General features: G+C 65.6%; 17 protein-coding genes. 9 read left to right on the plus strand and 8 right to left on the minus strand.

The window, feature by feature from the left end; all coding sequences use genetic code 11:
* Positions 1-97: 97 nt before the first annotated feature.
* Complete coding sequence (gene trpS / locus AAFM92_16225) at positions 98-1111, minus strand: tryptophan--tRNA ligase (GenBank protein ID MEL7301925.1); 1014 nt, start codon at positions 1109-1111, stop codon at positions 98-100.
* A 70-nt stretch (positions 1112-1181) separates the two neighbouring features.
* On the opposite strand from trpS, the gene AAFM92_16230 reads away from it, so the two are divergent.
* Positions 1182-1862 carry a rhomboid family intramembrane serine protease gene (locus AAFM92_16230; GenBank protein MEL7301926.1) on the plus strand — a complete coding sequence of 227 codons (681 nt, stop codon included), beginning with the start codon at positions 1182-1184 and terminating at the stop codon, positions 1860-1862.
* Here AAFM92_16230 and murJ read toward each other — a convergent pair.
* The 3 genes from murJ to AAFM92_16245 form a co-directional block, all read right to left on the minus strand.
* Positions 1836-3383, minus strand: coding sequence for a murein biosynthesis integral membrane protein MurJ (murJ, locus tag AAFM92_16235; protein ID MEL7301927.1), 1548 nt, complete (start codon positions 3381-3383; stop codon positions 1836-1838). The genes AAFM92_16230 and murJ overlap by 27 nt on opposite strands.
* A gap of 193 nt (positions 3384-3576) precedes the next feature.
* Positions 3577-6327: a [protein-PII] uridylyltransferase gene (locus tag AAFM92_16240; GenBank protein ID MEL7301928.1), complete on the minus strand. Its 2751-nt coding sequence runs from the start codon at positions 6325-6327 to the stop codon at positions 3577-3579.
* Positions 6328-6394: 67 nt separating this feature from the next.
* Positions 6395-7555: a penicillin-binding protein activator gene (locus AAFM92_16245; protein MEL7301929.1), complete on the minus strand. Its 1161-nt coding sequence runs from the start codon at positions 7553-7555 to the stop codon at positions 6395-6397.
* 94 nt (positions 7556-7649) lie between these two features.
* On the opposite strand from AAFM92_16245, the gene rsmI reads away from it, so the two are divergent.
* From rsmI to gshB, 3 genes are read left to right on the plus strand one after another with little or no spacing between them, the layout of a single operon-like run.
* Complete coding sequence (gene rsmI / locus AAFM92_16250; GenBank protein MEL7301930.1) at positions 7650-8516, plus strand: 16S rRNA (cytidine(1402)-2'-O)-methyltransferase; 867 nt, start codon at positions 7650-7652, stop codon at positions 8514-8516.
* A 44-nt stretch (positions 8517-8560) separates the two neighbouring features.
* A complete protein-coding gene (locus tag AAFM92_16255) occupies positions 8561-8887 on the plus strand; it encodes a YraN family protein (GenBank protein ID MEL7301931.1) in 327 nt (108 codons plus the stop codon).
* A 56-nt stretch (positions 8888-8943) separates the two neighbouring features.
* Entirely contained in the window at positions 8944-9906 is a 963-nt protein-coding gene (gene gshB, locus AAFM92_16260; GenBank protein MEL7301932.1) for a glutathione synthase, read from the plus strand.
* On the opposite strand, the gene AAFM92_16265 is transcribed toward gshB, so the two are convergent.
* The 4 genes from AAFM92_16265 to cobU are packed head-to-tail and all read right to left on the minus strand — an operon-like array spanning position 9875 to position 13477.
* Positions 9875-11386 (minus strand): YifB family Mg chelatase-like AAA ATPase, encoded by a 1512-nt coding sequence (locus AAFM92_16265; GenBank protein MEL7301933.1) that lies wholly within the window; start codon positions 11384-11386, stop codon positions 9875-9877. The two genes, gshB and AAFM92_16265, sit on opposite strands and share 32 nt — an antisense overlap.
* 53 nt (positions 11387-11439) lie before the next feature.
* A complete protein-coding gene (locus tag AAFM92_16270; protein ID MEL7301934.1) occupies positions 11440-12330 on the minus strand; it encodes a glutathione S-transferase in 891 nt (296 codons plus the stop codon).
* A 59-nt stretch (positions 12331-12389) separates the two neighbouring features.
* Positions 12390-12953: a histidine phosphatase family protein gene (locus AAFM92_16275; protein MEL7301935.1), complete on the minus strand. Its 564-nt coding sequence runs from the start codon at positions 12951-12953 to the stop codon at positions 12390-12392.
* Complete coding sequence (cobU, locus tag AAFM92_16280) at positions 12950-13477, minus strand: bifunctional adenosylcobinamide kinase/adenosylcobinamide-phosphate guanylyltransferase (protein MEL7301936.1); 528 nt, start codon at positions 13475-13477, stop codon at positions 12950-12952. Before cobU ends, AAFM92_16275 begins: the two co-directional genes overlap by 4 nt.
* A 106-nt stretch (positions 13478-13583) precedes the next feature.
* Here cobU and AAFM92_16285 point away from each other — a divergent pair, with 106 nt between their 5' ends.
* The 5 genes from AAFM92_16285 to AAFM92_16305 are packed head-to-tail and all read left to right on the plus strand — an operon-like array spanning position 13584 to position 19226.
* Positions 13584-14462, plus strand: a complete 879-nt coding sequence (locus AAFM92_16285) for an RNA polymerase factor sigma-32 (GenBank protein MEL7301937.1) — start codon at positions 13584-13586, stop codon at positions 14460-14462.
* Positions 14463-14497: 35 nt separating this feature from the next.
* Positions 14498-15694 (plus strand): bifunctional phosphopantothenoylcysteine decarboxylase/phosphopantothenate--cysteine ligase CoaBC, encoded by a 1197-nt coding sequence (gene coaBC / locus AAFM92_16290; protein ID MEL7301938.1) that lies wholly within the window; start codon positions 14498-14500, stop codon positions 15692-15694.
* Positions 15687-16142, plus strand: coding sequence for a dUTP diphosphatase (gene dut / locus AAFM92_16295; GenBank protein MEL7301939.1), 456 nt, complete (start codon positions 15687-15689; stop codon positions 16140-16142). Before coaBC ends, dut begins: the two co-directional genes overlap by 8 nt.
* Before the next feature lie 10 nt (positions 16143-16152).
* Complete coding sequence (locus AAFM92_16300; protein MEL7301940.1) at positions 16153-17214, plus strand: HesA/MoeB/ThiF family protein; 1062 nt, start codon at positions 16153-16155, stop codon at positions 17212-17214.
* Positions 17211-19226, plus strand: a complete 2016-nt coding sequence (locus AAFM92_16305; GenBank protein MEL7301941.1) for a M3 family metallopeptidase — start codon at positions 17211-17213, stop codon at positions 19224-19226. Before AAFM92_16300 ends, AAFM92_16305 begins: the two co-directional genes overlap by 4 nt.
* Positions 19227-19229: the final 3 nt, after the last annotated feature.

The following is a 19229-nucleotide window of genomic DNA, read 5'->3' on the forward strand; positions in this document are numbered from 1 at the left end:
TGCTGTCGAACGCGTACCCCGTGGCGCGCTGCCCGTCTTCCCAGACCTGTCACCGCGCCTTGTCTCTCGAGGTGTGGCCAGTACGAGCTCCCGTACGCTACCTGACCATTCCCAGAATGTCGTAGGTCTTGGCAAGAATTGGCTCCGCGATGGCGCGGGCGCGCTCAGCCCCGCTGGCGAGCATCCGATCGATCTCGCCAGTGTCGCTCATCAGGCGGTCCATCTCCTTCCCGATGGGGCCCATCGTCTCCACGGCGAGGTCCGCGAGCGCGGGTTTGAAGCTGCCGAATTGCTGGGCGCCGTACTCTGCGAGCACGCCCGCTGCATCCGTGCCCGCAAGGGACGCGTAGATGTTCACCAGATTTCGCGCCTCGGGGCGCTCGGCGAGGCCTTCGACGGTCTCAGGGAGAGGCTCGGGGTCCGTTTTGGCCTTGCGGAATTTCTTGGCGATCTCGTCGGGCCCGTCGGTCAGGTTGATCCGGCTCATATCCGAGGGATCGGATTTCGACATTTTCTTTGTCCCGTCGCGCAGGCTCATGATCCGCGCCTCCGCATCGCCGATGAGCGGCTCGGTCACCGGGAAGAAATCCACACCGAAGTCATTGTTGAACTTGATCGCGATGTCCCGCGTGAGCTCGAGGTGCTGCTTTTGATCATCGCCCACCGGCACGTGTGTGGCGTGGTAGACTAGGATATCGGCGGCCATGAGCGCCGGGTAGGCAAAGAGCCCGAGCGAGGCATTCTGCGCGTTCTTCCCGGCCTTGTCCTTCCACTGGGTCATGCGCTGCATCCATCCCATCCGCGCCACGCAGGAAAACACCCAGCCAAGCTGCGTATGCTCGGGCACTTGGCTCTGGTTGAAGAGCGTGGATTTCGCCGGGTCCATGCCTGACGCGATGAAGCCCGCTGCGAGCTCCCGTGTCTGCTGGCGAAGCTTCTCAGGGTCCTGCCAGACCGTGATCGCGTGGAGATCGACCATGCAGTAGAGCGTTTCGAATTCGCCACTGTCCTGCAGCGCGACCGAGGGCCGGATCATCCCGAGGTAATTGCCGAGCGTGAGGCCGCCCGAGGGCTGGACACCGGATAGGATCCGCTTCGTAAAATCTGCCATGGGGCATTCCTCTGGTGAGCCTGCGGCGCATCGCTTAAGCCGGGGTGGAAGACCCGTCAAGGAACCCGCCATGTCAGATCCTCAAGACGTGCCCTCGCCGGTCAACAATGTCCCTCCGGCGATCCTCGCCCTCACTGCGGTGGTCATCGGGATCGAGATCCTCTTTCTCGCCGGGACGCGAGGCATCATCGGTGGCCCCCAAGCCGAGGCATGGCGTGTCTTGGCCGTGACGGACTTTGGTTTTGCGCCGCGACTGTGGGCGTTCATGGGAGCAACGGGCCAATGGTCATTTGACGGCGTGGCCCGCGTGGTGAGCTATGCCTTCCTGAACCAGAGCTTCGTCAGTGCCGTGTTCGCCTGCGTGTTCATCCTCGCCTTTGGGAAGTTCGTCGGGGATGTCATAGGCGGGGCGCGGGCTCTCCTGATCTACCTCGTCAGTGCCGCCGGCGCGGCGGTGCTCTACGGCACGGTCTTTCCGGATCAGGGTGTCCTTGTCGGGTCATTCCCCGGCGCATACGGCCTTCTCGGAGCCTACACGTTCATCCTTTTTCTCTCCCTCGAGCATGCCAATGAAAACAAGTTGCAGGCCTTTCGGCTGGTGGGCGTCCTCGCGGCGCTCCAGCTCGTCTTCGGCGTGATCTTCGCGGGCCCGCCGTGGTGGCTCGCAGACCTCGGGGGCGCGGGCATCGGTTTCGTTACCGCAGCAGCCATGGCGCCCGGAGGCCTACTGCGTTGGATCAGGCGGCGCTGAGCGCCTGAGCCCTGCGCGCAACTCCGAAAGCTGAAACGCCCCGGTGGCCTGAGCGGCAGCCGCGTAGCTCAGAACCCCGGCCAAAATCAGCGCGGCGAGTGCCACATAGCGCCAGCCGGGCAGGACGAGCGCGCCCTCCAAGAGCCACGCCCCAACGAGCAGCACGCCGCCCATGATCGCAGAGGAGATGATGATCCTCGGAATACGCTCTCTCACGCGATCATCGAGGGCTGCCGATGGCCCCATGGCCCGGGTCCCCCTCCAAAGCAGCCAGGCCATGCCCCAGCCCGCGAGCGTCGCACCGATCGCCGCTGCCAGAAACCCGACCAAAGGGGCGAGCCCGATCGCGAGGACCGCGTTTATCCCGAGCGCCACGAGGGCAAATCGAAACGGACTGCGCGTATCTTCCCGCGCGAAGTAGAGCGGCTGCAGGACCTTCTGCAAAACAAAGGCAGGAAGCCCTGCACCGTAAACCGCACAGGCAAGCGCCGTGGGCAGGGCGTCGTCTCTCGTGAAGGCCCCCCGCTCGAACAGCACAGAGATGAGGGGAAGCGGGATGATCAAGAGCGCCACCGCCGCGGGCAGCGTGAGCGCCATGGACACCTCCGTCGCACGGGAAAACGCATGCTGACTTCCCGCCTCGTCCCCGGCTTGAAGCCGCCGCGAGAGGTCAGGCAAGAGGACGACACCGATGGCAATGCCGACGACGCCGAGCGGCAATTGGTAAAGCCGATCAGCGTAGTAGAGCCATGCCGCCGCACCTTCGAAATAACTCGCGACCTGTCGACCGACGAGGAGGTTGACCTGCACGACCCCGCCAGCCAGTGCCGCGGGCGCGGCGATGATCGCGAGGCGTTTCAGTTCGGGTGTGAGCCGGGGGCGTCGCGGCAGCAGCCTAAATCCCACGCGCCGCGCCGCCTCCCAAACCAGGGCAAGCTGCGCAAGGCCGGCGAGCGGCACCGTCCAGGCGAGCGTGAGGCCCGCGGGCCAGCCGAGAGCGCCCGCTAGGAGAAGGGCCCCGATGAAGAGTGCGTTGAGGAGGACAGGCGCGGCGGCAGCGGCCACGAAATGCCGGTTGGCGTTGAGGACGCCCGATGCCAGCGCCGCAAGAGAGATGAAGAGGATGTAGGGAAAGGCGATCCGCCCGAACGTCACGGCAAGGTCAAATCGCTCATCACCGGCAAAGCCCGACGCCATGGCAAGCACGAGCCAGGGCATCGCGAGCATCGCCACAAGGGTGAAGAGGACGAGAACGAGCCCCAGCCCCGTCAGGGCGTCCCGTGCGAAGCCGTCTGGATCATCCCCTGCCTCGAGTTTCTTCGAGAAGAGCGGAATGAAGGCCATGTTGAAGGCACCTTCCGCGAAGAAGCGACGGAACATGTTCGGAAGCGCGAAGGCAATGACGAAGGCCTCCGCCACGGGGCCCGCGCCGAGAAACGCCGCGATCATGATGTCGCGGACAAAGCCGAGGACGCGGCTCAGCATGGTCCAGAGACCCACTGTCGCCAGCGCCCGCATCATCGGCGGCGCGCTCCCGCGGGATGCGTCCGAGGTCGCGCGCGAAGCGCGCCACCGCCGCGCACGGAAGAGTTTTCGCAAGACTCTTCCATCGGTTCAGTAGCATTGTGGAGGCTCATGCGCGCGCGGCCATGGCCACGTCGACCCATGAGACATGCCAGGATCCGCAGTGCAGATCGCGCGCCGTGTCTGCGCCTCATCCGCGCGCTCGCTCCGCGCCCAGGGCGATCGCCTCGCGAAGCTTCTTCTCGAGCGAGCGCTGGCGTCCCTCGGCATGGAGCTTCAGCCCGAACATGTCCTTCACGTAGAAACTGTCGACGACCTGTTCGCCGTAGGTCGCGATCACGGCACTGGCGATGTAGATGTTGGCGCCCGCCAGGGTCCGGCACAGATCGTGAAGAAGGCCGGGGCGATCCCGCGTGTCCACTTCGATGATCGTGTAGATATCGGAGCCTTCGTTATCGAACGTGATATGCGTCGGCACAGTGAAGGGACGCTCGCGTTTCTTGAGCTTGTCCCGATCCTTCAGCGCCTCCTGTGCCACCACGACACCGCCAAGCGTCTTGTGGATCATGCCTTCGAGCCGCTTCAGGCGCGACGCTTCATAGGGCGCGCCCTCGGCGTCCTGCACCCAGAACGCCGCCACCGCGAACCCGTCCTTGGTCGTGAATGTCCGTGCATCGACCACGTTCGCGCCCACCAGGGCCAGCGCGCCAGTCATGCGCGCAAAGATCCCAGGATGGTCGGCCATCGTAAAGCAGACGCGCGTGGCGTCGCGCTCCTCGTCCGGCTGGAGGTCCACGCGCACTTCCTCGTCGCCGATATCCTTCAGGAGCTCGGCAAAGACGACATGCGCCGTAACATGAAGGCCCTGCCAGTAGGGGCCATAGTGCCGTGCCTGTTCGCGGCGGAGCTCTGTCTCCGACCAATGCGGAAGCGCGGCTGCGAGGTTCCGCTTGGCCTCCGCGCCGCGGTTTTCGCGGTTGAGCGCCTCCATGCCATCCTCGAGCCCGCGCCTCGTCTGCCGGTAAAGCGCGCGGATCAGGACGGCCTTCCAGTTGTTCCAGGTGGTGGGTGAGACGCCGCGGATGTCACACACCGTCAGCACGGTGAGGAGATCCAGCCGTTTCACCGTCTTTACGGCCTTGGCGAAGTCCCGCACCGTCCGAGGATCGGCGATGTCGCGCTTCTGCGCCATGTCCGACATCAAGAGGTGGTAGCGGATCAGCCATTCGACCGTTTCCACCTCCTTCTTCTTCAGTCCGAGCCGCGTGGCCACCTCGCGCCCGATCCGCGCGCCGAGGATCGAGTGATCTTCGGGCCGGCCCTTCCCGATGTCGTGGCAGAGCAGCGCCACGTAGAGCACTTTCCGGTTCACGCGCCCGGACCTCAGGATCGAGGACACCACCGGCAGATCTTCTTCGAGTTCGCCCCGCTCGATCTGGGCGAGGGTCTTGATGCATTGGATCGTGTGCTCGTCGACGGTGTAGGCGTGGTACATGTTGAATTGCATCATCGCCACGATGGGCTCGAACTCGGGCACGAATGCCGAGAGCATGCCAACCTCGTTCATGCGCCTGAGCGCCCGCTCCGGATTGCCGTGCTTGAGCAGCGTATCGAGAAAGATCTGGCAGGCCACCGGGTCGCGCCGCATGGCGTCGTCCACCAGGGGCAGGCTCGCGGAGACGATGCGCATGGCATCGGGATGGATGAGCGTGCCGGTGCGGAGCGCTTCTTCGAAGAGGCGCAGGAGATTGAGCTTGTCGGACAGAAAATCATCGGTCCTGCCGATGGTCAGCCTGTTCTGCTTGATGGCGTAGGGCGGATTGGCCGTCTTTGTTCGCTGGAAAAGCCTCAGCAGCGCGGGTTGGGTCTTCACATGGGCCTCTTCGAGGGCCGTCAGGAAGATCCGCGTGAGGTCTCCCACCTGCGTGGCCTGCCGGAAGTAGTCCTGCATGAAGCGCTCGACGCCGCGCCTGCCGCGACCGTCCTCGTAGCCCATCCGTTCGGCCACCTCGACCTGCAAGTCGAAGGTGAGCTGGTCAGCCGCGCGCCCCGTAATGAGATGCAGATGGCAACGGATGGCCCACAGGAACTGCTCGGCCTTGAGGAAGGTCTCGAACTCCTCCTTCGTGAACAGGCCGAGCGGAACGAGGTCTGCTGCATTGCTGACGCCGTGGATGTATTTTGCGATCCAGAAAAGGGACTGGAGATCGCGCAGACCGCCTTTTCCCTCCTTGACGTTGGGCTCGACAACGTAGCGCTGCCCGCCCTGCTTGCGGTGTCGCGCGCTCCGCTCTTCGAGCTTGGCCTCGATGAAATCGCGGGCCGTGGAGCGAAAGAGGTCCGTCCAGAGCTTGCTGCGGAGGTCTTCGAAGAGGGCCGGGTTGCCGCCGAGATCGCGCATCTCCACGAGGCTCGTACGGATCGTATAATCCTCTCGCGCCAACCGGATGCACTCCCTCACGCTCCGTGTGGCGTGTCCCACTTTGAGCTTCAGGTCCCAAAGGATGTAGAGCATCTGCTCCACGACGGCCTCGGCCCGCGTCGCCCCGCTCGTTGGCGTCAAAAAGAGTAGGTCCACATCCGAGAAGGGTGCCATTTCACCCCGGCCGTAGCCGCCCACGGCGAGGATCGCCATGTTCTCCTCGGCGGGGATCTCTGGCCCTGGGACGAGATACGCCGCCGCCATGTCATGGGCCAAGCGCACGACCTCGTCGGTGATGCGCGCATAGGCCGTGGTCGCCTCGCCCGATCGGCGCGGCGTCTCTTGGAAGCGGTCCGCGATGTTGGATCTGGCGCGGGAAAGGGCCGGCGAGATGGTCGTCACGATCGCGCGGCGGCGGTCCACGGGGTCGCCTATGTCAGCCACGCGTTGCATGATCTCCATGGAGAGCTGCGCGACATCAAGCGCTTCGGGCGCGGGCGCGGAAAGCCCGACCTCCATGGCGGGCCCTGAAGACCCGACGTCCGCTGCGTCCAGCTCCGCTCCCGGGAACGGTGGTGTGCCGTTCTCAGAGGCCAGCGCCGCCAAACCCTTGGGGAGCGGCATCGAGCGTCACGACCTGGCCGCCCTGAATGGACCCGATGGCGAGGCCGCGTTCGTTGGTCCCGTTGGCGCGCAGACGGACGATACCAGTGGAGCCCTGGAAACCCTGGGGGCGTGTGAGCCCGGCACCATTGAGCGCGCGCACGCCGCTTTGGTTCACAAGGGCGCCGATGATCGCGATGCCGTCATAGGCGGTGAAAGCCAGCGGATGCGGGTTCGAGCCGTAAGCCGCGCTGTAGCGACTAGAGAATGCCCCGGCGCGGGCGCGGTCCGGCATGGAGAACCAGCCGCCCTGTACGCCCGACAAGCTGAAGAGCCGGGTATCGAGGTCCCAGCGCGACAACCCCAGATACTGGATCGTGTCGGGCGCAAGTCCCGCTTCGGGCAGCAGGTCCGCGAGGATCGGCAGCGCGCCGGCGGTATTTGACGTCAGGAAAATCGCGTCCGCCCCGGAGGCCGCTGCCGTGCCGCGAATGCGGCTCGCGGCAGAGGAGATGCCGGTGAGGGTATTCTCGTAGCTTTCAGTCCCCGCGATCCCGAGGCCATTTCGGACGAGAGCTTGTGTCACCGCCGCACGCCCGGCGTCTCCGGCGACCGTCTGGGCATGCACCACCATGACGTTGTTCAGCCCTTGGGTCGAAGCGAAGCGGGCCACTCGGCTGGCACTGTCCTCGAATGTCTGTCCGAGGAGGTAGACGTTTCCGCCTGCAATCGCGGTGTTGTTCGAGAAGGTCAGAACCGACGTGTTCGAGCCACGGACTGCAAGGCCGACGGCCGCCGCGATTTCCCCGTCTAGTGGTCCAAGGATGACATCCGCGCCATTTGACACGGCTTGCTGCGCCGCCGCGACGGCCGTGGCCGCGTTGCGCTGCGTGCTGAGAACCGTGAGGTTCACGTCGACACCGTTGAGGTCCCCCGCGGCAAGCCGAGCGGCACGCTCGAGGCTGGCCGCGATTGCGTCGAGCTCGGCCGTGCCGGAGCCGGAGGGGACGAGCAGCGCCACGTCGACTGAGCTGCCCCCCTGTCCACCGATGGGGCCGGTCGTCACCGGAATGGGCTCGCATGCCAGCAGGAAGAGAGATGTCAGGAGGGCGAAGCATGCCCGTGCCGCGTTGCCAATTCCCATGAAACCCGCCACCATCATATCGCCCTTTGTAGTGTGCAGGCCACGCCGCCCGCGTTGCGCCGCATCATAGTCGCCGGGGGGGTGGGGTCGAGTCATGAATTACCGGAAGACGACGCTCGCGCCCGGATTGCATCTGGTCTCGACACCCATCGGCAATGCCCGCGATATAACACTGCGCGCGCTCGATACGCTGGCCTCCGCCGATCTTCTGGCGGCAGAGGACACGCGTATGCTCCTGAAACTCATGAATATTCATGGGATCCCCCTGGAGGGTCGCCGGATCCATGCCTTCCACGATCATTCCAAGAGTGGCGATCGGCAAAGGCTCCTCGATGCCATGGTGTCCGGGCAGTCGGTCGCCTACGCGACGGATGCCGGGACGCCACTTATCGCCGATCCGGGCTACACCCTCGTGAGCGAGGCCCGCGCCAAGGGCGTCGTGGTCACGGCGGCGCCGGGCCCCTCGGCGCTGACCATGGCGCTCTCGGTGGCGGGCCTGCCGACGGACCGGTTTTCGTTTCGGGGTTTTGCGCCCCCGGCCCGAGCGGCGCGCATCGCATTCCTGACTGAGCTCGCGCGGGCGCGCGAGACGACTGTTTTCTACGAGACACCGCGCAGGATCGCGGATTGCCTCTCTGATTCGCGCGATGCCCTCGGTCCGGACAGGGTCGCCGTCGTCTGTCGCGAGCTCACGAAGAGGTTCGAAGAGGTCAGGTCTGGCAGCCTCAATGACCTCGCCGAGCATTTTGGCGCGTCCACGCCGAAGGGAGAGCTCGTGGTCCTGCTCGCTCCGGCCGAAGAGACTGCGCCGGTGGAAGCTGACGTGGATGCGGCGATTATCGAGGCGTTAACCACCATGCGGGTAAAGGATGCGGCAGACGCCGTGGCAGGCAGCCTTGGCCTGCCTCGTCGTGATGTCTATCAAAGAGCCCTGCGGCTCAAATCGGGAGAAGCGAACTGAGCCACGATCGCGCTGTCCGGGGCCTAGTTTCCCACGTTAAAGGCATGGCGGCGGAAGCAGCCGTCGCGCGGCGTTATCAGGCGATGGGCTATCACGTGATGGCCGAGCGCTGGAGAGGGCCGCACGGGGAGATCGACCTGATCCTTGAGGACGATGACGGTGCGCTCGTTTTCGTCGAAGTGAAATGCGCGAAGCACCTGGATCAGGCGCTATCCTCGCTTGGCCGACGCCAGCAGCAGAGGCTGCTCGACAGCGCCACCGTGTTTCTGGGGCTCATGCCGCAAGGGCTGCGGACGGCCTGCAGGATCGATCTTGCAGCATGTGACGGCACAGGCGCCATGCACATCGTCGAAAACGCCCTCGCCGCCTGACCTTGTACCCTGCGCGACCCTGCGCCATGAAAGCGCTGAGCTAGCAGGAGAGCATTGTGCGCGTCGCATTCCAAATGGACCCGATCGAGCATGTCGATATCGACGCCGACAGCTCCTTTCGCCTTGCCGAGGAGGCCGAGGCGCGCGGCCACGAGCTCTTCGTCTATACGCCCGACCGCCTCGTCTTTGATAGCGGGGCAGTCTCGGCGACCGGTCGGGCGGTGAACGTGACCCGCCAAAAGGGCAATCACGTGAGCTTCGGGCCCTGGGAGACCCGCAACCTGCGCGATCTGGACGTGGTCTGGCTCCGCCAGGATCCCCCGTTCGACATGGGCTACATCACCACCACCCACGTCCTCGAAATGGTCCATCCCCACACCTTGGTGGTCAATGATCCGTTCTGGGTCCGCAACTTCCCCGAGAAGCTGCTGGTGCTCGAATTCACCGACCTGACGCCCCCGACGATGATCGCGCGGTCGCTCGAAGCGCTTCGCGACTTCCGAAAGCGACATGGCGACATCATCGTAAAGCCGCTTTACGGCAATGGGGGTGCGGGGGTCTTTCGTCTGCGCCCGGAGGACGGCAACCTCGCCTCCCTCCACGAGCTGTTTGCCGTCATCAATCGCGAGCCGCTCATCGCACAGAAATTCCTGCCGGATGTCAGCCAGGGAGATAAGCGGATCATCCTCGTGGACGGCGAGCCCGTGGGCGCGATCAACCGCGTGCCCGCGCAGGGCGAAACCCGCTCCAACATGCATGTGGGCGGACGACCGGAGAAGATAGGCCTGACGGATCGCGAAAGGGACATCTGCGCGCGGATCGGGCCAAAGCTTCGGGAGCATGGACAGATCTTCGTGGGCATCGACGTCATTGGCGGCTGGCTCACGGAAATCAACGTGACCTCGCCCACCGGCATCCAAGAGCTGGAGCGTTTCGACGGGATCAACGTCGCCGCGAAGATCTGGGACGCCATCGAGGCGCGGGCGGCTACTGCGGACCCACAGTCAGCCGGTAGCTGATCGCCTCCGCGATATGGTGGCGTTCCACCGGGACGGAGTCTTCGAGGTCGGCGATGGTGCGTGCCACCCGCATGACGCGATGATAGCCGCGGGCGGAGAAGCCGAATTTCTCCGCGGCCCGGCGCAGGAGGTCCTTGCCCTCGGATGACGGTGCGGCGACTTCCTGGAGGAGGTTGCCTTCGATATCCGCGTTCATCTCGGTGTGTTCGTTCTCTGAATATCGCTCGGCTTGCTTGGCTCTGGCCTTGGCGACGCGGGCGCCGATTTCCCCCGAGGTCTCGCCCGTGGCCGGCAGATCGAGATCCGAGAAGCTCACGGGCGGCACCTCCACACGCAGGTCAAAGCGGTCCATGAGCGGCCCTGAGATCCGCCCCATGTAGTCCTCGGCGCATTTCGCACCGCGACTACAGACAAAGCCCGGTTCGCCCGATTGCCCGCAGCGGCATGGGTTTGCCGCCGCGATCAGCATGAAGCGGGACGGATAGCGCACGTGGTGATTGGCGCGGGCCACCATGACCGAGCCCGTCTCGATGGGCTGCCGGAGCGTCTCGAGCACAGTGCGTGGGAACTCGGGGAACTCGTCCATGAAGAGGACACCGTTATGGGCAAGGGAAATCTCCCCGGGTTTCGCGCCGCGGCCCCCGCCCACGATGGCCGCCATGGATGCGGTGTGGTGCGGCTCCCTGAAGGGGCGCGCGCGCGAGATGCCCCCCTCGTCCAGAAGCCCGGACAAGGAGTGGATCATCGAGGTCTCGAGCGCCTCGGCGGCCGACAGGGGCGGGAGGATCCCCGGAATGCGCGCCGCGATCATGGATTTGCCGGAGCCCGGCGCGCCGACGAGCAGCACGTGATGACGGCCCGCCGCGGCGATCTCCACGGCCCGTTTCGCGCGCTCCTGTCCCTTCACCTCGGCCATGTCCCGGGAGCCATGGGGCAGCGTGACTTCACCGGGGTCAGCGGGCGTGATGGGAGATTGCCCGGAGAAATGTCGGACGACAGCGGTCAGGGAGTGCGCCGCAATGACATCCGTCGCGCCCACCCAGGCGGCTTCCGCGCCCACGGCCGCGGGGCAAAGGAGGAGACGCCCCTCCTGGGCCGCGGCCATGGCAGCAGGCAATGCGCCCACCACGCCGACGAGATCGCCGTTCAACGAAAGCTCGCCCAAGGCAACCGTGCGTGCGACGCCCTCCTTCGGAACCATGTCGATCGCCGCCAGAAGAGCGAGTGCGATGGGCAGGTCGAAGTGAGAGCCGTCCTTGGGCAGGTCGGCGGGCGATAGATTGATCGTGATGCGCTTCGAAGGGAGCGCGATAGACAGCGCATCGAGCGCGGCGCGCACGCGGTCCCGCGCCTCGCTCACGGCCTTGTTGGGCAGCCCCACAATCGAGAAGGACGGCAAGCCCGCCGTGATAGCGCATTGGACCTCGACGAGGCGGGCATCGACGCCCTCGAAGGCGACGGTATAGGCGACAGCGACCATGCGGGCTCCCGTAAAGCTTGGTTAACGGTACCGCGGCAGGTCTGAAGGATTGGTTAACTCGAAGCCGGCGCGGCCTGCGCCGCCACGAGCGCGGTGAAGGCGGGCCAGGCCTCGGGGTCATTGACCGTCTTGTCCCGGCAGAACGCGTTGCAGAAGCCATACGTGATATCTGCGAAGCGGAGGAAGTGCGTCACGGGCTCGCCCGAGTAGGGGCACAGCGCGTTGCAGGCGTCTGCCCCGTCTTCCGTGGCCTCAGCGTGTGCGGGTTCAGGTCCCGGCCAGGCTCGTGTTTCATAGTCCCGCTTGTACCTTTGCAGCTCCGCGCCCTCTGCGAGGGCCATGGCGCGCCACTGGCGGAACGGGAGATGCGCCAGATGCGCCGTGACATAGGCTTGGGCTTTTGGCCCGACGGGCAATCCGTAGCCCGCAATGCGCATGGCAACAGGGGCGTAGAAGGCATCGGCAATCGAATACGCACCGCAGAGCCACGGGCCCCCCGTCGCGTCTTGCGCGGCGCTCCATATCGTTTCGATCCGCGAGAGATCTTCCAGCACCTCTGCCGTCGGCTGGTAGCTGCTGTAGGCCACGCGCAAGTTCATCGGGCACGCGCCGCGCAGCGCCGCGAAGCTCGTATTCATCTCCGCCGCAAGAGTGCGGCCGATGGCGCGAGCCGCGGGGTCCTCGGGCCAGAGGCCCGCCTCGGGAAATCGGGTCGCCAGCTCCTCCGCGATGGCGAGGGATTCGCTCACGATCGCGCCCTCGGGGGTCACCAAAGTCGGGACGGTGCGCGCCGGAGCGACATGAGAAAGCTGCGTGCGGACATCGGCGCCGCTGAAGTCGACCCAACGATAGGAGGCCGGCTTGCCCGCCATTTCGGCGATGAGCCACGCCCGCAGAGACCAAGAGGAATAGGCGCGATCTCCGAGGAAGAGGGTATACGTCATCCCGTGAGCCTACGCGCTCCTGCGCCGCGCCGTCCAATTCGCAATCGGAAAGGATGCCATCACGGGCAGTGATTGATGATCTCGGGAGGCCTGTCGCCGGGAAGGTGCGTCACGCTGAGATTGTCGATCTTCTGAGCGAGGACCTCGTAGGCGCTGCAGGCCCGCGCGCGGCGGAGCTGCGTGAGAATGGCGCCGAAATGCGCGACCACGATCAGCGGACCGTCGACGTCCCGAGCGATGCCGTCGATGGCAGCACTCACCCGCGCCTCGGCCCCGTTCCAGCTTTCGCCGTCAGGGGCCGCGATGTCTCCCGGCTCCTCCCAGAAGCGGCGCGACAGATCCGGCCAACGGGCCGCGATGGCGTCGAAGGCCATGCCGTCCCAACTGCCGAAATCGATCTCGCGGAGGCCCGGATGGTCGGGCAACCGCAGGCGCGCGCCCTGGATAGCATCGGCCGTGGTGCGCGCGCGTTGCAAGTCCGAGGAGACGACAGCGGCCTCGCGCGGCAGGAAGTCCGACAGACGAGCCAACGCAGCGCTGTTGGAAAGGTCCGCGGGGACGTCGCGCCACCCCGTGAAGACCTTTTCATGAGTTGGGCCATGGCGCACCCACCAGACGCTCATGCGCCTGCCCCTTTCAACACGCGCGGGATCCCGGCCGTGACGAAGATCACGGTGTCGGCTTGGGCTGCGAGGCGCTGGTTGAGCTGGCCCTGAGCGTCCCGGAAGCGGCGCCCGAGAGCGTATTCCGGCACGATCCCGTGGCCGACCTCGTTCGAGACCACCACCAGCGGGGCAGCGCAGGCCGACACGGCGGCGAGGAAGGTTTCGCACGCTTCGCCCATGTCGCGTTCGGCCAGAAGCTGGTTGCTGAGCCACATCGTGGCACAGTCGAGAAGGACGACGTGTTCGGCCGGAATGGCGCCGAGCGCAGAGAGATCAAGCGGCGCGTCATGGGTTTGCCAAGCCTCTCCACGGGCCGCGCGATGGGCTGCGATCTTTGCCTCCATTTCGCTGTCGAAAGCCTGCGCCGTGGCCACGTAATGCCGCGACTGGCTGATGTCGGCGACGAGCGTTTCCGCCACCTTGGATTTCCCGGAACTGGCGCCACCTAGGATGAGGCTCAGGGGGGGCAACAATTTCTTCATATAATTTCTGATCCACCGCCGATTGCGCCGCGTAACTCTCACAATACCCAATGAGGGGCGCGCCACTCGCCCCCACTCACATTCAAGATCAGGGGGCCTTCGACTGATGGCATTGGATAGCGGCTACGATCAATCCCTCTCCCGGAGAGCGATGAAAGCAGAACTCCTCGACGCCGAGACAGAACTTCGTCTCGCTTACGCCTGGAGGGACGAACGATGTGAAGAAAGCCTGCACCGCCTGATCACCGCGTATATGCGCCTCGCCATCTCCATGGCCGCCAAGTTCAAGCGCTATGGCGCACCGATGAACGACCTGATCCAGGAGGCCGGGCTCGGTCTCATGAAGGCGGCGGACAAGTTTGACCCCGATCGGGGCGTGCGCTTCTCCACGTATGCCGTGTGGTGGATCAAGGCATCCATCCAGGATTATGTGATGCGGAACTGGTCCATGGTGCGCACCGGGTCCACGTCTTCGCAGAAGTCTCTCTTCTTCAACATGCGCCGCGTTCAGGCCCGTCTCGAGCGCGAAGCAGCATCCTCCGGCGAGTCCCTCGACAAGCATCAGCTGCGCCAGATGATTGCCACGGAGGTCGGTGTACCCCTCCATGACGTCGAGATGATGGAAGGCCGCCTTGCGGGATCGGACTTCTCCCTCAACGCGACGCAGTCGACCGACGAGGAAGGCCGCGAATGGATTGACGCGCTCGAAGACGATCGCGAGCAGGCGGCCGAGACGGTGGCCCATGATCACGACGTCGACACGCTGCGCGGCTGGCTTGTGACGGCACTGTCCGCCTTGAACGAGCGCGAGCAGTTCATCGTGCGGGAGCGGAAGCTGCGCGATGCCCCCCGCACTTTGGAGAGCCTCGGCAACGAGCTTGGCCTCTCCAAGGAGCGTGTGCGCCAGCTTGAGGCTGCGGCCTTCGGCAAGATGCGCAAGTCGCTCGAGGCGCAGTCGCGCGAAGTGCACGAGTTCTTCGCCTAACTTGCACAGCGCGTGGGCGCGTCTATGGTGCGCCCATGCTGGCCGGTAAGCGCATATTACTGATCATTTCCGGCGGAGTGGCGGCCTACAAGGCGCTGCTCCTCGTTCGTTTGCTCAAGGAGAGCGGCGCGGCGGTGACGCCGGTCCTCACACGGGCAGCAGAGGAATTCGTCACGCCGGTGAGCGTGGGCGCCCTCGCCGGAGAAAAGGTCTACCGCGATCTCTTCGACCTCACCGATGAGGCGGAGATGGGCCATATCGAGCTCTCTCGCTCCGCGGACCTCGTGGTCGTCGCGCCCGCCTCGGCGGACCTGATGGCCAAAATGGCAGCGGGGCTCGCCAATGATCTCGCCTCCACGGTTCTGCTCGCCACCGACACGCCCGTCCTGATCGCGCCGGCGATGAACGTTCGGATGTGGGAACATGCCGCCACCCAGCGCAACATCGAGACATTGAAGAAGGATGGGGTGAGGTTCGTCGGGCCGGCGGAAGGTGCCATGGCCTGCGGAGAATTCGGGCCGGGCCGCCTATCGGAGCCCGCGGAGATCCTCGCCGCAATTGAAGCCCACTTCTCTGACGGGCCGCTCAAGGGTCGCCACGTGCTCGTCACGTCAGGACCGACCCACGAGCCCATCGACCCCGTCCGCTATATCGCCAACAGAAGCTCAGGCGCGCAGGGCACGGCCATTGCCGAGGCGCTCTTGAAGCTCGGCGCCGACGTCTCCTTCATCACAGGCCCGGCTTCTGTCCCGCCTCCCCACGGGGCTCGCCTGACCCGCGTGGAGACCGCGCGAGAGATGCTCGCCGCCGTGGATGCCGCGCTGCCCGCCGATGCCGCGATCTTCGCGGCCGCCGTGGCCGACTGGCATGTGACCGGCGCTTCAGACCAGAAGCTCAAGAAAACGAACGGCGGTGCGCCGGCCCTCGATTTCGCGGAGAACCCCGACATCCTCGCCACCACAGCGAAACGCAACGCCCATCGGCCCGCGCTCGTCGTGGGCTTTGCGGCGGAGACTGAGAACGTGGAGGCGCATGCCACGGCCAAGCGCGCGCGCAAGGGCTGCGACTGGATCGTCGCCAACGACGTGAGCCCGGTCACCGGGATCATGGGCGGCACGGAGAACGCCGTCATACTGATCACCGAAAGCGGCGCTGAGGCCTGGCCGCGCATGTCGAAAGCCGCTGTGGCGCAGAAGCTCGCGGCGCGCATCGCAGAGGCCCTCGGTGGCTGAGATTGCCGTTCGGATCCTGCGAGAGGAGGGCGCTCCCCGCGATCTTCCCCTGCCGAGCTATGAAACAGCCGGTGCCGCCGGGGCTGACTTGCGGGCCTGTCTGGATGCGCCCCGAACGCTCGCCCCCGGCGAGCGCGCGCTTCTTCCCACCGGGCTTCGGATCGAGCTTCCAGCGGGCTACGAGGCTCAGATCAGGCCGCGTTCGGGCCTCGCTCTGAAGCAGGGGCTCACGCTCCTCAACACGCCGGGCACCATCGATGCGGATTACCGGGGGCCGCTCGGTGTCATCCTCGTCAATCTGGGCGCCGCGCCGGTCACGATCGCCCATGGGGATCGCATCGCGCAAATGGTCATCGCTCCCGTCGTGCGCGCAACCTTCCGCGAAGTCGAGGCGTTGTCCGACACGCACCGGGGCCAGGGGGGCTTCGGCTCCACGGGGACAGGCTGAGAGAGACCGCATGATCGTCGTATTTTCCATGGCCGCCACGCTCTGGCTCATTGGCGCTGCGATGAAGACGCCGCATCAGGCGCGGTGGATTATGATCGGGCTTCTGTTCCTCGCGGTGCTCGCGATCCATATCGTGTTGCCCGATGGCCATCCCCTGCGCGAGGGCACGGGCGGAAGCGCCGCGCTGTGGCTCATTCTCGCGGGCTTGGGCGGCGTGGCATTTCTCTACTCGCGCGGCCTCAAATATCTCAGGACCATGGCTCAGCCCGAGCCCGAGACACCCTTTGAAGCCGTCGAGCGCGCAGGCGCCATGAGCGAAGTGGAGCTCGAGCGGTATTCCCGTCACATCGTCCTGCGCGAGATCGGCGGCCCCGGTCAGACGAAGCTGAAGCGCGCGAAAGTGCTCGTCGTCGGGGCAGGGGGGCTGGGCTCGCCCGTGCTGCAATACCTCGCGGCGGCGGGTGTCGGTGTCATCGGCGTCATCGATGACGACACGGTCGAGCATACCAATCTCCAGCGGCAGGTGATCCACCGCGACGCCAATACCGGCGCGCAAAAGACCCGGAGCGTCGAAGAGACCCTCGCCGCGCAGAACCCCTATGTCGAAGTGCGCCCCTATACCCGCAGGCTCACGGAGAGCATCGCGGCCGACCTCTTCGACGATTACGATCTCATCGTGGATGCCGTGGACAACCAGGATACGCGCCGCCTCATCAGCCGCACCGCCCACGCGCTGGGCCTCCCTGTGGTGCACGGGGCCATCAGCCAATGGGAGGGGCAGGTGGCGGTCTGGGACACCGCCTTCAAGGGCCCGTGTTACGATTGCGTCTTCCCGGAGGATCCCGCGGCAGGGCAGGCGCCCAGCTGCGCAGAGGCGGGCGTGGCTGGCCCCTTGCCGGGCGTCATCGGCACCCTCATGGCCACGGAGGCCCTCAAGCGGATCACGGGGGCGGGCACGCCGCTCATCGGCACTATGTTGATCTATGACGCGCTCGATGCCGAGCCGCGCAAGATCAAGATCAAGCGACGCGAGGACTGCCCCACTTGCGGGGCCAGGAAGGATGCTGCATGACCAACCCCCTTCTCGCCCCATGGGATGGCCCGCTCGGTCTGCCCCGATACGAGCTTTTCTCGGACGACATGTTCGAACCCGCGATGGAGGCGGCGCTAGAAAGCGGGCGGGCGGAGATCGCGGCCATAGCTGATAACACGGATGCGCCGACGCTTGAGAATACGATCCAGGCCATGGAGCTTGCGGGCAAGGAGCTCGACCGCGTGGCCTCCGTCTTCTTCAACCTCATCGGCACCGATGCGACGCCCGAGCGCGAGAAGATGCAGCGCGGCTTCGTTGCCGCGCTTTCGGCCTACAATGCGGAAGTGATCTCGAACCCGAAGCTCTTCGCGCGCATCGAGGCCTTGCACGACACGCTCGATCAGTACGACGGCGAGGATGCCCGCGTGATCGCGCTGTATCACCGCAATTTCACGCGCGCCGGCGCGGCACTGACGGGGGAGGCCTCGGCCCGGATGACGGCCATCAAGGCGCGTCTCGCGGAGCTCGGGACGGCCTTCACGCAAAATCTGCTCGCCGATGAGCGCACGTGGCACATGGAACTCTCGGAGGACCAACTGGCGGGCCTTCCCCCCTTCCTCGTGTCGGCTGCCAAATCCGCTGCAGAGGCCAAGGGGATCGACGGCTGGATCATCACCACCTCGCGCTCGCTCATGACGCCCTTCCTGCAGTTTTGTCCGGACCGTGCGTTGCGCGAGACGGCACAGAAAGCCTGGTCGTCGCGCGGGGCCAATGGCGGCGACACGGACAATCGCGAGATCGCCACGGAAATCCTCGCGCTCCGCGAGGAGCGGGCAAAGCTCTTGGGCTACAAGACCTTCGCCGCCTACAAGCTCGAACCCGAGATGGCCAAGACCCCGGAGGCCGTGCGCGGCCTGCTCAACAAGGTCTGGGAGCCCGCCAAGGCAAAGGCCGAAGAGGACGCGGGGAAGCTCACCGACATGATGGCCGCCGACGGGATCAACGGCCCTCTCGCGCCCTGGGACTGGCGCTACTATTCCGAGAAACGCCGCGTGGCGGAGCACGATCTCAACGAGAGCGAGCTCAAACCCTACTTCCAGCTCGAGAAGATGATCGAGGCGGCTTTCGACACCTCCGCGCGTCTCTTCGGGCTGGAGTTCTCCGCACTTGACGTGCCGCTGCCCCATCCCGATGCCCGCGCCTGGGAGGTGACCCGGGACGGCCAGCACATGGCGGTGTTCATCGGCGATTACTTCGCGCGTGCGGGCAAGCGGTCCGGTGCGTGGTGCTCGGGGCTCCGGTCAGGACACAGGCTCGAGGGCGATGTGCGCCCGATCACGATCAATGTCTGCAACTTCGCAAAGCCTGCGGCGGGTGAGCCCGCGTTGCTCAGTTTCGACGATGCGCGCACGCTCTTTCACGAGTTCGGCCACGCGCTGCACCACATGCTCAGCGAGGTGCGCTACCCGATGATCTCGGGCACGTCAGTGGCGCGAGACTTCGTGGAGCTGCCGAGCCAGCTCTATGAGCACTGGCTCGAGGTGCCCGAAGTGCTGGAGCGCTACGCGATCCATGCCGAGACGGGCGAAAAGATGCCGCGCGATCTGCTTGACCGCGTGCTGGCGGCCTCGACCTACGACATGGGCTTTTCGACCGTGGAATACGTGGCCTCCGCGCTGGTCGATCTGGCCTTTCACGATGGGCCCGCGCCGGCCGATCCCATGGCGCGGCAGGCCGAGGTACTTTCCGATCTGGGCATGCCGCCGGCCATCGAGATGCGCCATGCCACGCCGCATTTCGCCCATGTCTTCGCGGGGGATGGCTATTCCAGCGGGTATTATTCCTACATGTGGTCCGAGGTGATGGACGCCGACGCCTTCGCCGCCTTCGAGGAAGCGGGCGGCGCCTTCGATGAAGGCACGGCCAAGAAACTCGAGACCTTCATCCTGTCCGCGGGTGGCAGCGCGCCGCCGGAAGAGCTTTACACCAAGTTCCGTGGACGGATGCCCGGCGTGGACGCGCTCCTCAAAGGCCGCGGCCTCGCGGCCTGAGGG

The organism is Pseudomonadota bacterium, assembly GCA_038533575.1.
GTDB lineage: Bacteria > Pseudomonadota > Alphaproteobacteria > Rhodobacterales > Rhodobacteraceae > Shimia_B.